This window comes from Jiangella mangrovi, from assembly GCF_014204975.1.
GTDB lineage: Bacteria > Actinomycetota > Actinomycetes > Jiangellales > Jiangellaceae > Jiangella > Jiangella mangrovi.
Genome location: NZ_JACHMM010000001.1, coordinates 5174396 through 5186685, shown reverse-complemented (window position 1 = coordinate 5186685; position 12290 = coordinate 5174396). Strand labels below are relative to the sequence as shown.

The window sequence follows — 12290 nt, the reverse complement described above, 5'->3', positions numbered from 1 at the left end:
GTCATGACCCGGCGCCGACGGCGTCCGGCGGGAGATCGGCGGCCGGCGAGCAGACGAGCCTGCGGCCGGGGGTGTGGTCGGCCATGGTCGGGGCGCCGCTGCCGCCGGTCTCGCCGGGGTCGGGGGCGACCTGGACGCAGAACGACCACGACGTGGCGTCGGCCGGCAGGGTGTCGGGGCCGGGCACCTCGAAGGTCCCGGCGTCGGGCGCGATGCGCCGCAACGGGGTCAGCGCGAAGGCGCGGCCGGTGAGGCTCTGGCCGGGCTCGAGGCGCACCGCGGGCGCGCGGTACGCCGTGCCGGTGTCGCCGCCGGTGGTGGAGAACACCTCTTTGGTGACGAGGATGCTCCCGGAGTCGTCGGCGTAGACCCAGCTGGACTCGGCGGTGTCGGGCAGCGGGACGTCGACGGACGGCGTGATGTCCGCGGGCCGCCGCTCGACCACGAGCACGGCGACGTCGGCGTTGTTGGTGACGGTGTAGTCGGCGACCAGGCCGGACGTGCCCGGCGGGTACTCGGGCCCGGTGGGCGCGCCGGCACCGAGCCGCGCGTCGAGGACGACGTCGAGCTCCACGGGCGGCGACGGCGTGTCGTCGCCGTCGCCGTCGTTGCCGGGGTCGCCTCCGTCGCAGCCGGCGAGGACGCTCACGGCGACCACCGCCACGAGCGCTCGTCGCAGACGCATCGCCGGTCCTCTCGTCCTCGCATGGCCGCCGTCCCTTCGACGCGTCACGGCTTCCTGCGGTTCAGGACCTCGTCGATGTCGCGGGAGGCGCGCTGGATGTTCTCGCCGTCGGACTCGAGGACGGCGCTGATGTTCTCGACCAGCCGGGCGGTGGAGTAGACGGCGGTGGTGTAGCTCTCGTGGATCATCACCCCGACGGTCGCCTGCCCGAGGGACCCGCGGTCGAACGTGCCCTGCTCGGCCACGGCGGCGCCGGACTCGGTGAGGTCGCGCGACGAGGTGAGCATGCGGTTGCCGACGTCGTTGAGTGTCTCCGGGTTGGCCTTGACCGTGCTCATGACATCGTCTCCCGAGTCGAAGGTTCGGCTCGTGCCCGTGTCCGAGCGATCTTAACCGCTGTGACGAGGTTGGGTGCGTTCGGGCAATTCAATCGCCGTCTCACCACCCATCGGTACCGGACAGCCGGCGTCGGCACGGACGGGACGTTCGGCTCTAGGCGCCGAGCGGCCGGAGGGCTATCGAACGAGGTGGGCCGCCTCGCGCCCAGCCCCTGCTGAGAGGCGGCCAAGTCCCCGCGCCGGGTGTGGCCCCCCGTTCCGACCCCGGCGCGGGGGCGCCCCGCTCGGGGGGGTGCCCCTGCTCGGGGGACGGGTCAGTCCGGACGGAGGTCCGTGACCGACAGGCCGTGCCGGGTGTGCAGGCGCGCGGCCACGAGCGAGCGGTGGCAGGCCTCCGGGTCGCGTTCGACGCAGAACAGGGCGGCGGTGGAACCCGCCGGGAGCGCCGCCGCCAGCTCGGCCACCAGCGCGTCCATGTCGAACGGGTCGAGGATGTCCCGCGTGTAGCGCTCGGCGTACTCGGTCGCGAGGACGACGCGGTTGCGCTTGCCCACGCCCTGGCGGTCGTCCTCGCGGTACTGCGCCCGGCGCATCTCGGTGGTCGGCGTCAGCTCCGTCACGTGCCGGTAGCCGACGCCCGCCGCGGCGAGCGTCTCCTGCAGCCGCGCCGAGTTCGCCCAGGCGTACTCGGGTCCCCGGACGCCGCGGCGCTGGCGGAGGTCGAGCAGCAGCCTCACTCCGGCGCCGCCGAGCGTCTCGAGGAACGTCGCCTCGGTGAAGCCGTAGACGCCGATCGTCGCGATGGCGGGCTGGGTCACGCCGGCCCGCCGTCGCCCTGTCGTGGCACGAGGAACGGCTGGTCGACGGCCCAGAGCCACGACCCGTCCGGCTGCCGGCGGGCGACCTCGACAGCCAGCTCGCCGGTGGTGAGCGTGGCCACCGTCAGGGCGAGGTCACCGCTCACCAGTGCGGGATGCCGCATACCGGGCGAGAGTACAGGCGCGGCCGCGACGAACTGCTCGTACACCTTGCGGATCTCGGCGTGCCCGGTCGCGATGCTGCCCGGCGGGAACGCCAGCACGGCGTCCGGCTCGTACAACGCCACCAGTCCGTCGACGTCGCCCGCGTTGCCGCGCTCGATGAAGTAGCGGCCCAGGTCATTCGGCTCGGTGGCCGTCTCGTGTGTCATGCGATCCAGCCTCGCAGCGAATCACGACATCTCATGTCGTGTATTCCGTAGAGTTCTCGCATGCGCGCCGACCGGCTGGTCTCGCTGATCCTCCTGCTGCGCCAACGCGGCCGGGTGTCCGCGACCACCCTGGCCCGCGAGCTCGAGGTGTCGACGCGCACCGTCCTGCGCGACATCGAGGCGCTGTCCGCGGCCGGCGTCCCCGTCTACGCCGAACGCGGCCGGCGCGGCGGGTTCGCGTTGCTGCCCGGGTTCCGGACCGAGCTGACCGGACTGAACCACGACGAGGCCCTCGCCCTGCTGGTCGCCGGCTCGCGGCGCGGCGAGCAGGCGTTCGGCCTCGGATCGGCGCTCGCCTCGGCCATGCGCAAGGTGGTCGACGCGCTCCCCGAGAACCATCGCGACACCGCGACCGGCGCGGCCGCGCGACTGCTCGTCGACCCCGAGACGGACCTCCTGTCACGACGGGTGGGCGCCGAGGAGGTGCCCGCCGCGACCATGGCCGAGGTCCGGCGCGCGGTGCTGGCCGGACACCGGCTGCGTCTGCAGTACGCGGCGGCGGGCCGCGCGCCGGCGTGGCGCACCGTCGACCCGATCGGCCTGGTCACCATCCGCGACCAGGGATACCTGCTGGCCACGCGATCCGGCGCCGACCGCACCTACCGGCTGTCGCGCATCCTCGCCGCTGAGGAGCTGCCCGAGCCGGCGGAGCGCCCGGCCCGGGTCGACCTGGACCGCATCTGGCAGGAGCGGAGCACCCGGTTCCGGACCGGCGGCGACCAGGTCACCGTGCTGCTGCGGGTGGACCCGGCGCGGCGGGAGGACCTGGAGCGGACGGCCCTCGCCGTCCGCTCCTCGGAGGCGGGCGGCGACGGATGGCTGCGGGTCGAGGTGACCTTCCAGGACGCGGAGCACGCGGAATGGGCGCTCTGGCGGCTCGGCACGGACGCGGAGGCGCTGTCGCCGTCGTCGTTGCGGACCTCGCTGCGCGACCGCGCCGCTGCCATCGTCGCCCACTACGACGCCTCCAGCTGAGCGACGACGGCGTCCGCTCGGTCCTCCTCACCCGGGCGGGGTGAGCCGCGCGGCGCGCCGCACCGGCACGGTGGGACCGCGACCGGCGAGGAGGGGCCCGTGCCCGAGGAACTGGCATCGTGGGCGGACGGCCCGGCGAGGGCCGCCATCACCGCGTTCGTCCAGCGCGTCACCACCAGCGGCGGCGACGGGTACGTGGCGCCGGCCGAGCGGGTCGCCGTCGTCGACAACGACGGCACGCTCTGGACCGAGAAGCCGATGCCGATCGAGCTCGGCTTCATCATGCGGCGGCTCGCGGCGGCGGCCGAGCGCGACCCGGACTTGCGCGGCGTGCAGCCGTGGAAGGCGGCGGTGGAGCGCGACCACGGCTGGCTCGGCGGCGCCGTCACGCGGCACTACGCCGGCGACGACTCTGACCTGCACGTGCTGCTGGGCGGGTTCCTCCAGGCCTTCGCCGGGATGTCGGCCGAGGACTACCTCGCGGCGTCAGGGGAGTACCTGCGCGGCGGCACGCACCCGACGCTGGGCCGGGGCTTCCGCGAGTGCACGTTCGCGCCGATGGTCGAGCTGCTGCGCTACCTCGAGGCCCACGGGTTCACCGTCTACATCGCCTCGGGCGGGGACCGCGACTTCATCCGTTCCGTCAGCGACGAGATCTACGGCATCCCGTCGGAGCGCGTCATCGGCACGTCGAACGCGCTCGCCTACCAGGAGGACGGCGACGGCGCGTCCGTCGTCTACCAGGCTCAGCCCGACGTGTTCGACGACGGGCCGGTCAAGGCGGTGCGCATCTGGAGCCGGATCGGCCGGCGGCCCATCCTGGCGGTGGGCAACGCCAACGGCGACATCCAGATGCTCGAGTTCACGGGCGGTCCCCGGCTGCCCGCCCTGCGGCTCGCGGTCCTGCACGACGACGAGGAACGCGAGGCCGCCTACACGCAGCGAGCCGACGAGCTGCTCGACCGAGCGCACCGGAAGGGATGGACGGTGATCAGCGTCCGCTCCGACTGGACGACGGTGTTCTGACGGGTCTCCTGCGGATGCCGGTGCCAAGGTATCGATGGCGGGTGGTTCGGTGGTGCCAGGGCACCACCGAACCACCCGCCATTCACGACCGGGGCCGGGAGCGGCCCGTTACTGCTTCTGCTCGGCTGCGTCCGCGGCCGCGATGGCGGCGTCGACGTCGAGGTCGACGACGGCGTCGATGACCTGCTGCAGCGCGGCGGCGGGAAGCGCGCCGGGCTGGGAGAAGACCAGGTGGCCCTTCTTGAAGGCCATGAGGGTCGGGATCGAGGTGATCTGCGCCCAGCCGGCCAGATGCTGCTCGGCCTCGGTGTCCACCTTGCCGAAGACGATCTCGGGGTGCTTCTCGGCCGCCTGCTCGTACACGGGCGCGAACTGGCGACACGGGCCGCACCACTCGGCCCAGAAGTCGACCAGGACGATGTCGTTGTCCTCGACGGTCTGGGCGAACGTCTGGCTGGTCAAGGTCGTGGTGCTCATGTGGAGGGTTCCCTTCGTGACGGTCGGAAGCCGTCACCTACACAACCCACACGGGGGAGCGGTCATTCCATCCGCTGCCGGAGCAGCTTCGCCGCGATCAGCGAGAGCAGCAGCATCGAGAGCATGACGCCGCCGGCCATGATCTCCGAGCCCAGCTGCGCCATCGAGGCCGCATCGCCGACGATGACGCCCACGGCGCCGACGCGGGCCACCCAGGCCCAGCCCTTCTCGCCGCGCCGGGAGAAGTGGCGGGCGAGGACGAGGTGGGCGGCGGTGAGGGCGATGAACGCGACGGTGCCGGCCAGCAGGTGCGCGACGGCGTGCCAGCTCAGGGTGTCGGGCGTCTCGTCGAAGCCGACGGGCCAGCCGCCGCCGGGATCCATGACGAACACCCCGGCCAGCACGTAGCCGGCGCCGTAGACGGCGGTGAGCCGTGGCACCCACCGGCTCGGCAGTGCCCGCCTCAGGCCGGCCGCACCGGCGATCACGAGCAGCCCGGCGACGATGAAGTTGGTGATCTGGATCCAGCCCGCCGGCCCGACGGCGAGCATGCTGAGCGGGTACTTCGTCAGGTCGAAGCCGTCGTGCGCCACGACCTGGGAGAGGGAGACGACGGCCCACAGCGGGCCGGAGAGTGCGAGGGCGCCGAGCAGCCGGCGGGTGGTGCCGAGGGTGCGGACGTCGGTCGCGGGGGCGGTGATGGTGGTGGCGGTCATGGTCGTGCCTTCCTGGGGCGGCGGCCCGGCGGGCCGCTCTTCGCCCGTAGGTCGAACGGCGCGGCCGCGGATCGACACCGTCACGGCGCGAGCTCGTCCGCCTTCGCCCGCAGCACGGCACGCTCGGCGTCGTTCTCGCACAGCTCGACGGCGCGCAGGTACTGCTCGCGCGCCTCCTCGCGGCGGTCCAGGCGCGAGAGCAGCCCGGCGCGGACGGCGGGCAGCAGGTGCGAGCGCTCGAACGCCGGCGCCCCGGCGAGCCGATCGACCAGCGCAAGTCCCGCGGCGGGTCCGTCGGCCATGGCGACGGCGGCAGCGCGGTTGAGGTCGACGACGGGCGACGGCGCCAACCGGCCGAGGGCGCCGTAGAGCATGACGATGCGGCCCCAGTCGGTCTCGGCGACCGACGGCGCCATCGCGTGGCACTCGGCGATGGAGGCCTGCAGGCCGTACGCCCCCAGCCCTCGGCTGCCGCCGTCGGCACGCGCGGAGGCGGCCAGTGCCGCCCGGCCGCGGCGGATGGCGGCGGCGTCCCAGAGGCCGCGGTCCTGGTCCTCGAGGAGCACCGGCCGGCCCTGGGCGTCGATGCGGGCCGGGAACCGCGCCGCCGTCAGCTCCAGCAGTGCGAGCAGGCCGAGGACCTCACGCTCGGGCGCCAGCGCGGCCAGCACGCGGGCCAGCCGCAGCGCCTCCTGCGCCAGGTCGGTCCGGATCCAGCTGCTGCCGGACGTGGCGGAGGACCCCTCGGTGAAGATGAGGTACACGACGTTGAGCACAGAGCCGAGCCGGGCCGGCCGCTCGGCCGGCGCCGGCACCTCGAACGGCACCCCCGCGGCGGCGATGGTCTTCTTGGCGCGGGTGATGCGCGCCTGGACGGTGGCGACGGGCACCAGCAGCGACCGGGCGATCTCGTCGGTCGTGAGCCCGCCGACGACCTTGAGGGTCAGCGTCAGGCGGGCCTCCTTCGACAGCACCGGGTGGCAGGCGGTGAAGACGAGCGCGAGCCGGTCGTCGTCGATCGCGTCGGGGTCGAAGAGCTGGTCGGCGCCGGAAGAGGACTCGTCGAGCTGGCGGGCCATCGCGGCGTAGCGCTCGTCGGCGCCGGCCCGGCGCCGGAACGCGTCGATCGCCCGGCGCCGGCCGACCGCCGTCAGCCAGTTGGCCGGCTTGTCCGGGACGCCGTCCGTGCTCCAGCTGACGAGCGCCTCGGCCAGCGCCTCCTGGGCGACGTCCTCGGCGAGGGCGAAGTCGCGGGTGTAGCGGGTCAGCGCGCCGACGATGCGCGCTGACTCCGAACGCCACACGGCCTCGACCGCACGTCGCGTCTCACTCACCTGAGGTGCGTTCCCCTCAGAGTTGACCGGTGACCTCACGCCAGGCGCGCTCCTTCTGGACCCACTCGTTGTCCTGCGGCAGTTCGTCGATGCTGGTCACTCTACGGATCTCGACCTTGGTGCCGTCCGAGTAGGGAATGCGCTTGGCCCACTCCGTCGCCTCCTGCTTGGACGCGACGTCGAGGAGGTAGAAGCCGGTGAACAGCTCCTTGGTCTCGCCGTACGGCCCGTCGGAGACGACGGGCGTCTCGCCGGTGAAGTCGACGACGACGCTCGCCTCGGGACTCGGGTCGAGGCCCTCGGCGGCGAGCAGCACGCCGGCGCTGATCAGCTCCTGGTTGAACCGCCCGATCGTCTCGAGCACCTCGCCGAAGTCGAAGCCCTCGCCGGTGGCGAAGGCTGTGTCCGTCGGCCGGAAGATCATCATGTACTTGGCCATCGTGGGTCTCCTGTCGTTGCGATGCATGGTGCCGCACCGAGCGGTCACCGTTGTCCTCCTCAGGTCGAACGGGCGCGGCGCGGATCGACATCACCCGTGGGCGCGTTCTTCGACGAAGGCCTTGATCCCCTCGAGCCAGGTGCGGATGCCCTCGGCGAGGGCCGCGTGGTCGAGATGCGGCGCGACGGCGGACGCGTCCATCGACTCCGCGGCGCGGATCCGGGTGTGCCCCGACGGCGTGCGGTCGAACTCGTACACGCACGACGCCGTCAGGCCCGGAGCGGCGTTGGACCAGCTGAGCCGGGACGGCCGGTCGGTGATCGCGAACCGCGACTCGACGGGGTGCCCGCCGGCCCGCCACCGGAACGCCCGCCCGGCGTCGGCCGGGGCGTCCGCCGGGCCCTCGGTCTCGGCGTCGGTGACGTCGGCGCGGAAGCGGGGCCAGTTCGCCACGGTCGCGAGCGCGTCCCAGACCTCCTCCGGGGATGCGGCGACGTCGATGCCGCCGGTGGCGTGGGCCGGGGCGGCCGGGTCGACCCGGCCTTCCTCGGCGAGCCGGTGTGCGTCCTTGCGAGCTGTCATGATCGGAACCACCTTCGATAATTCGTATCGATACGCTGTATCGATACAATAGAGAGAATGGTCCGGTATCGTCAACGCGTGCGGTTCGACCAGACGGTGGCGGTGCTGTGGGGCGACGACTCCCGGCCCATCGGGCGGTCCGGCCTGACCATCGCCGACTACGTCGCGGCCGCCACGGCGCTGCTGGACGAGGCCGGGACCGAAGGGCTGTCCATGCGAGCGGTCGCCGAGCGGCTCGGCGTGCGGACCATGGCCGCCTACGGCATCGGCAAGAAGCAGGACCTCGTCGCGCTGGTGGTCGACCGGGTGTACGCCGAGGCGTACCCCGCCGGGACCGGGCCGCGGACCACCGGCTGGCGCGACGGGCTGACCGACGTCGCCCGGGCCAACCGCGCGCTCGAGCTGGCCCATCCGTGGCTGCCCGAGCTGCAGTCGGTGCGCTCGCTCATGGGCCCGCACGAGCTCGCCAAGCGCGACCGCGAGCTGCTCCCGCTCGAGGACACGGCGCTGAGCGACGGCGAGCGGGACCAGGTGATCACGCAGCTCCTGCTGCACGTCTCCGGCACCACGCGCATCGAGACGGCGCTGCGGCGCGAGCGGGCCGGCAGCGGCCTCACCGACGACCAGTGGTGGCGCGTGGTCATGCCGCTGCTCGAGAACATCGCCGACCCGAGCGAGTTCCCGGTCGCCGCGCGCGTCGGCCTCGCCGTCCAAGCCGAGAGGAACGGCCGGTTCTGGGGCGAGTCGGCCTTCGAGTTCGGCCTGGAACGCCTCCTCGACGGGTTCGCGGTCCTGATCGACCGGCGCGTTGCAGGCTGAGTGCCGTCAGCTCGGAGCGGTGACCGGGACTCCGTTGTTCTGGGCGGCGTCCGCCAGGCGCTCGTCGTAAGTCACGATCGTCTCCAGATCGTCGCCGAGTTCGAGGGCGGCAGCCAGATGGATGGCGTCGAGAGGGCGCAGAAGCGTCGGGTCCAGCCGTCCTGCTTCCTCGAACGTGGAGGTGGCGAGCTGGATCAGGGTGATGGAGTCGAGCACGACCCGGGCTTGTACGACGCGGTCTTGGAGCCAGGCGCGCTAAAGCTGCTGTCTCCGCCTCGGCGACGACGAGCTTCACGAGTGCGGAGGTGTCGAGGTAGTGGGCCACCTCAGAGCCGCTCGTCTCTCATGGCCGCGAGCTCGTCGGACAGGCTCGGTCCACCCGCGGGCGCGGGCAGATCGCTGAGCCGGCGTCGCGGGGGACGGGCGCGTCCGGCAGCGAGCAGTCGTTGCAGCGACGAGGACGGGATGGCAGACAACTGAGCGACGGGCCGCCCGCGATCGGTGACCTGTATCGTCTCGCCCGCCGCGGCCTGGGCAACGAGGGCAGACGCGTTCTGCTTCAGTGAAACTCATCACGGGGAGGGAGCGCCGAAGGCCGCGCTCCAGCCGCCGTCGACGCCGAGGGACTGGCCGCTGATGTAGGAGGCGTCGGGGGAGAGCAGGAAGGCGACCACGGCGGCGATCTCGGCCGGGTCGGCGATCCGGCGCAGCGGCGGGCCGTCGGCCAGTTCGCGCTCGGCGGCCGCGGGGTCGGGGGCGGCGGCGAGGTGCGCCTCGAGGCTCGGCGTCCGGACTCCGCCCGGGGCGACGGCGTTGGCACGGATGCCGGCCGGGCCGTAGGTGACGGCGACGCTGCGGGTGAGGGCGTCGACGCCGCCCTTGGTGAACTCGTAGGCGGCGTGGTCGCGGTGGCTGGCCCGGCCGTGGATCGACCCGACGTTGACGATCGCGCCCGGACCGCCCTGGGCGGTGAACGTTTCGACGGCGGCCGCGCAGCCCCACACGTAGCCCAGGCCGTTGACCTCGACGACCTCGCGGACCGTCGCCTGGTCCAGGGCGTGCAGCGGCGTCAGCCTCGTGATCCCCGCGTTGTTCACCCAGCCGCGCAACGGCGCCAGCTCGCGCGCCCGCCGGGCCGCCTCCGCGTGCGTCGCGTGGTCGGCGGCGTTGCCCTCGACGACGGCGGCGCACGGCCCGGTGCCGTCGTCGTCCGGGGCGACCTCGACGCCGACGACGGTCCAGCCGTCGGCGGCCAGCCGCTCGGCAATTGCCCGGCCGATGCCCCGTCCCGACCCGGTGACCACGACGCTCCGGCTCATCCCAGCTCCTCCAGCAGGTCTCCCGCGTGTGCCGTCAGCCGCTCCAGCGCCCCGGCCGCCAGCGGCGTCTGCCAGGCCTGGTAGGCGCCGCGGTCGTACGCGTCCGCCGTCGGCAGATACACGAAGCCCGGCCGTTGGTGAGGTTCAGCGCCAGCACGGCCCGGCCGGGGAACCGCATCCGCAGCGAGCGCTGGAACGCCGAGTACGCCTCGCCGGGGTGCGCCGCCAGCAGTGCGTCGCCGATCCGCCAGGCTCAGACCGGATGCCCGACGGTGGTGCCGCCGTCGAGGTAGCCGTCGCGCAGGTGCCGGGCCCGGCGCAGCCGCTCGTCCCGGCTGCGCGGGTCGATGCCGGCCCACTGCCGCTCCAGCTCGGCCAGGGTGGGCAGCGGCCGGACCGGCAGGTCGGTGACGGAGTGGCGGGCGACGAGGGTGGTGGTCGTCTCTGGACGCGCGGCCGGGCGCCAGACCGCCAGGGACGCGCCGGACTCCACCGTTTCGGTCAGCGCCAGCTCGGTGCCCGGGGGCGGCAGGCCGGCCAGCGCGCCCAGCACCGCGTGCCCCAGCGCCCGGCCGTGCCGGTCGGCGACCGCGGGGTCGCCGGTGTATTGCTCGGCCGGCGCGAGCTCGCCGGACGCGCCCTGCAGGAACAGGCACGGCGCCGCGGTGGCGCCCTCGACCAGCTCGCGTATGGCGCCCGCGTAGTCGGGTGAGACCAGCGTGTTCTGCCAGGCCAGCGTCGTCGGATGGCAGGCATAGTTGACGACGGTGGCCAGCATGCGGCCCGATGGCGACGCGGTCAGCCGTCCGACGACGACGGTGTCATCGGCGGCCGCCGCGGGGTTGGCCCCCACGACGGCGCGGCCGCCGAGGTCGAGCTCCCGGTCCGCGGCGAGGGCGCAGCGGCCTGTCGTCCACTCCAGGACGGCGGGCGCCAGGGCTCCGATCGCCTCGCGGCCCGCCTCGACCGCCGCGGCCGCGAGCCGGTCCAGGTAGGCGGGGACGAGCGCGCCGCCGTCGAGGTCGGCGTCGCCCGCGCACAGCACCGGGCCGGCGTGCGTGTGCGAGAGCGCGATCAGCAGTCTTTCCTCTGTCAGCTCGAGCCCGTCGAGCACGGTGGTGCGCACCCGGCGTTCGTCCTCGACCCGCCGCCACCAGGTCCCGTCGACCGCGATGAGGACGAGGGGTGCGTCGCCGTCGTCGCCCGGGTCGGCCGACACCGCGAGGGCCGTCAGCGTCAGCGGCCGGTGCACCCCGTCGGCGATGTCGGTCTCCGCCGGGCCCCAGTTGCGGGTGCGGATCCCGGGCGGCGGCGTGATGTCGCGGCGGGCGACCCCGGCCCGCCCCGAGAACGCCGGCACGTGCACTCGCGACCCGATGCGGACCATGCTCGAACGATGCGTAAAACGACGTTCCATGTCAACGCCGGGTGAGGCTCGCCTCGCCCCTCCCGTGCCCGTTTCGCCCCGCTTTGGTGGGCTGTGGACCGCGATGATCATCAACGATCCGCTACATCACCACGATTACCCGAGCCTCGACACGATTGCAGGCGTGTTGAGGCTCGGGTAATCGTGGTGGGCGGCCCAGAGCGCCAGCAAATCCCACATCGTGGACTGTCGACGGGTCGCTGCCATCGAGGACGCGGCACCCACAAGAGCAACTCCGCGCCTTGGCGTGGCCGGGCGCGAGCACTTAGCGTGTGGAGTCGTCGACACCGGGAGGCGCCCGCCCATGTTGATCGAGCACGACGGCATCCGGCCGGAGGTGGACCCGTCCGCGTACGTCGCGCCGATGGCCGTCCTGTCCGGCGACGTTCACATAGGCCCGGGGTGCCGGATCCTGTTCGGTGCGGTGCTGACGGCCGACGGGGGACCGGTGCGCCTGGCCGCCAACTGCGTCGTCATGGAGAACGCGGTGCTGCGCGGCCGGGCCGGGCATCCTCTCACCCTGGGAGAGAACGTGCTGGTGGGCCCGCACTCGCACCTCAACGGCGCCACCGTCGACGATGACGTGTTCCTCGCCACCGGGGTGTCGGTCTTTCCCGGGGCCAGGATCGAGAGCGGCGCGGAGGTGCGCATCAACGCCGTCGTGCACGTGAACACCCGGGTGCCGGCCGGCGCGACGGTGCCGATCGGGTGGATCGCGGTCGGCGACCCGGCGGAGCTGTTCCCGCCGAGCGCCCACGACGAGTACTGGCCCAAGCTGAAGGCGCTGGATTTCCCCGGCACGGTGTTCGGCGTGCCGCGCGAGGAACTCACCATGGGCCGGATCGCCGCCGCGTACGGCGAGGTGTTCGGGCGGCACACCGGCGACACGGTCCTCGAGTGAGCGT

The 12290-nt window shown here is 73.3% G+C and carries 17 protein-coding genes; 4 read left to right on the top strand and 13 right to left on the bottom strand.

Annotation, left to right across the window (positions count from 1 at the left end; translation table 11 throughout):
* Position 1: 1 nt before the first annotated feature.
* From HD601_RS24030 to HD601_RS24015, 4 genes are all read right to left on the bottom strand, one after another.
* The gene (locus tag HD601_RS24030) at positions 2-685 is read right to left on the bottom strand and encodes a hypothetical protein (RefSeq protein ID WP_184826180.1); all 684 of its coding nucleotides are present in this window, start codon (positions 683-685) and stop codon (positions 2-4) included.
* A 44-nt stretch (positions 686-729) separates the two neighbouring features.
* On the bottom strand, positions 730-1023 hold the full coding sequence (locus HD601_RS24025; protein ID WP_184826178.1) for a hypothetical protein: 294 nt from the start codon (positions 1021-1023) through the stop codon (positions 730-732).
* Positions 1024-1337: 314 nt separating this feature from the next.
* The gene (locus HD601_RS24020) at positions 1338-1841 is read right to left on the bottom strand and encodes a DUF488 family protein, N3 subclade (RefSeq protein ID WP_184826176.1); all 504 of its coding nucleotides are present in this window, start codon (positions 1839-1841) and stop codon (positions 1338-1340) included.
* Complete coding sequence (locus tag HD601_RS24015) at positions 1838-2212, bottom strand: YybH family protein (RefSeq protein ID WP_184826174.1); 375 nt, start codon at positions 2210-2212, stop codon at positions 1838-1840. The genes HD601_RS24020 and HD601_RS24015 overlap by 4 nt, the downstream gene beginning before the upstream one ends.
* A gap of 60 nt (positions 2213-2272) precedes the next feature.
* Between HD601_RS24015 and HD601_RS24010 the strand changes: the two genes are divergently transcribed.
* Both HD601_RS24010 and HD601_RS24005 read left to right on the top strand, forming a co-directional pair.
* Positions 2273-3247 carry a helix-turn-helix transcriptional regulator gene (locus HD601_RS24010; protein ID WP_184826172.1) on the top strand — a complete coding sequence of 325 codons (975 nt, stop codon included), beginning with the start codon at positions 2273-2275 and terminating at the stop codon, positions 3245-3247.
* 99 nt (positions 3248-3346) lie between these two features.
* Positions 3347-4273, top strand: a complete 927-nt coding sequence (locus tag HD601_RS24005) for a haloacid dehalogenase-like hydrolase (protein ID WP_184826170.1) — start codon at positions 3347-3349, stop codon at positions 4271-4273.
* A gap of 108 nt (positions 4274-4381) precedes the next feature.
* On the opposite strand, the gene trxA is transcribed toward HD601_RS24005, so the two are convergent.
* From trxA to HD601_RS23980, 5 genes are all read right to left on the bottom strand, one after another.
* On the bottom strand, positions 4382-4750 hold the full coding sequence (trxA, locus tag HD601_RS24000; RefSeq protein ID WP_184826168.1) for a thioredoxin: 369 nt from the start codon (positions 4748-4750) through the stop codon (positions 4382-4384).
* Positions 4751-4812: 62 nt separating this feature from the next.
* Positions 4813-5466, bottom strand: a complete 654-nt coding sequence (locus HD601_RS23995) for a DUF998 domain-containing protein (protein WP_184826166.1) — start codon at positions 5464-5466, stop codon at positions 4813-4815.
* Positions 5467-5546: 80 nt separating this feature from the next.
* Positions 5547-6800, bottom strand: a complete 1254-nt coding sequence (locus tag HD601_RS23990; protein ID WP_184826164.1) for a sigma-70 family RNA polymerase sigma factor — start codon at positions 6798-6800, stop codon at positions 5547-5549.
* 16 nt (positions 6801-6816) lie between these two features.
* On the bottom strand, positions 6817-7239 hold the full coding sequence (locus HD601_RS23985) for a YciI family protein (RefSeq protein WP_184826162.1): 423 nt from the start codon (positions 7237-7239) through the stop codon (positions 6817-6819).
* Positions 7240-7329: 90 nt separating this feature from the next.
* On the bottom strand, positions 7330-7821 hold the full coding sequence (locus HD601_RS23980; protein ID WP_184826159.1) for an SRPBCC family protein: 492 nt from the start codon (positions 7819-7821) through the stop codon (positions 7330-7332).
* Positions 7822-7899: 78 nt separating this feature from the next.
* Between HD601_RS23980 and HD601_RS23975 the strand changes: the two genes are divergently transcribed.
* A complete protein-coding gene (locus tag HD601_RS23975) occupies positions 7900-8640 on the top strand; it encodes a TetR/AcrR family transcriptional regulator C-terminal domain-containing protein (RefSeq protein ID WP_184826157.1) in 741 nt (246 codons plus the stop codon).
* A gap of 6 nt (positions 8641-8646) precedes the next feature.
* Here the strand turns inward: HD601_RS23975 and HD601_RS23970 are convergent, their stop codons facing one another.
* The 4 genes from HD601_RS23970 to HD601_RS23960 form a co-directional block, all read right to left on the bottom strand.
* Positions 8647-8856: a PIN domain-containing protein gene (locus HD601_RS23970; protein ID WP_343076443.1), complete on the bottom strand. Its 210-nt coding sequence runs from the start codon at positions 8854-8856 to the stop codon at positions 8647-8649.
* 356 nt (positions 8857-9212) lie between these two features.
* The gene (locus HD601_RS23965; RefSeq protein WP_184826155.1) at positions 9213-9959 is read right to left on the bottom strand and encodes an SDR family NAD(P)-dependent oxidoreductase; all 747 of its coding nucleotides are present in this window, start codon (positions 9957-9959) and stop codon (positions 9213-9215) included.
* Positions 9956-10081 carry a hypothetical protein gene (locus tag HD601_RS35020; RefSeq protein WP_281386345.1) on the bottom strand — a complete coding sequence of 42 codons (126 nt, stop codon included), beginning with the start codon at positions 10079-10081 and terminating at the stop codon, positions 9956-9958. The genes HD601_RS23965 and HD601_RS35020 overlap by 4 nt, the downstream gene beginning before the upstream one ends.
* A 131-nt stretch (positions 10082-10212) precedes the next feature.
* The gene (locus HD601_RS23960; RefSeq protein ID WP_184826153.1) at positions 10213-11346 is read right to left on the bottom strand and encodes a hypothetical protein; all 1134 of its coding nucleotides are present in this window, start codon (positions 11344-11346) and stop codon (positions 10213-10215) included.
* 343 nt (positions 11347-11689) lie between these two features.
* Here HD601_RS23960 and HD601_RS23955 point away from each other — a divergent pair, with 343 nt between their 5' ends.
* Entirely contained in the window at positions 11690-12286 is a 597-nt protein-coding gene (locus HD601_RS23955) for a gamma carbonic anhydrase family protein (protein WP_184826150.1), read from the top strand.
* Positions 12287-12290: the final 4 nt, after the last annotated feature.

Coding starts and splice junctions, on each gene's coding strand:
- HD601_RS23995 (WP_184826166.1), bottom strand. CDS start 5,466: ATGACCGCCACCACCATCACCGCCCCCGCGACCGACGTCCGCACCCTC.
- trxA (WP_184826168.1), bottom strand. CDS start 4,750: ATGAGCACCACGACCTTGACCAGCCAGACGTTCGCCCAGACCGTCGAG.
- HD601_RS23960 (WP_184826153.1), bottom strand. CDS start 11,346: ATGGTCCGCATCGGGTCGCGAGTGCACGTGCCGGCGTTCTCGGGGCGG.
- HD601_RS24010 (WP_184826172.1), top strand. CDS start 2,273: ATGCGCGCCGACCGGCTGGTCTCGCTGATCCTCCTGCTGCGCCAACGC.
- HD601_RS24025 (WP_184826178.1), bottom strand. CDS start 1,023: ATGAGCACGGTCAAGGCCAACCCGGAGACACTCAACGACGTCGGCAAC.
- HD601_RS23980 (WP_184826159.1), bottom strand. CDS start 7,821: ATGACAGCTCGCAAGGACGCACACCGGCTCGCCGAGGAAGGCCGGGTC.
- HD601_RS23985 (WP_184826162.1), bottom strand. CDS start 7,239: ATGGCCAAGTACATGATGATCTTCCGGCCGACGGACACAGCCTTCGCC.
- HD601_RS24015 (WP_184826174.1), bottom strand. CDS start 2,212: ATGACACACGAGACGGCCACCGAGCCGAATGACCTGGGCCGCTACTTC.
- HD601_RS23965 (WP_184826155.1), bottom strand. CDS start 9,959: ATGAGCCGGAGCGTCGTGGTCACCGGGTCGGGACGGGGCATCGGCCGG.
- HD601_RS23955 (WP_184826150.1), top strand. CDS start 11,690: ATGTTGATCGAGCACGACGGCATCCGGCCGGAGGTGGACCCGTCCGCG.
- HD601_RS24030 (WP_184826180.1), bottom strand. CDS start 685: ATGCGTCTGCGACGAGCGCTCGTGGCGGTGGTCGCCGTGAGCGTCCTC.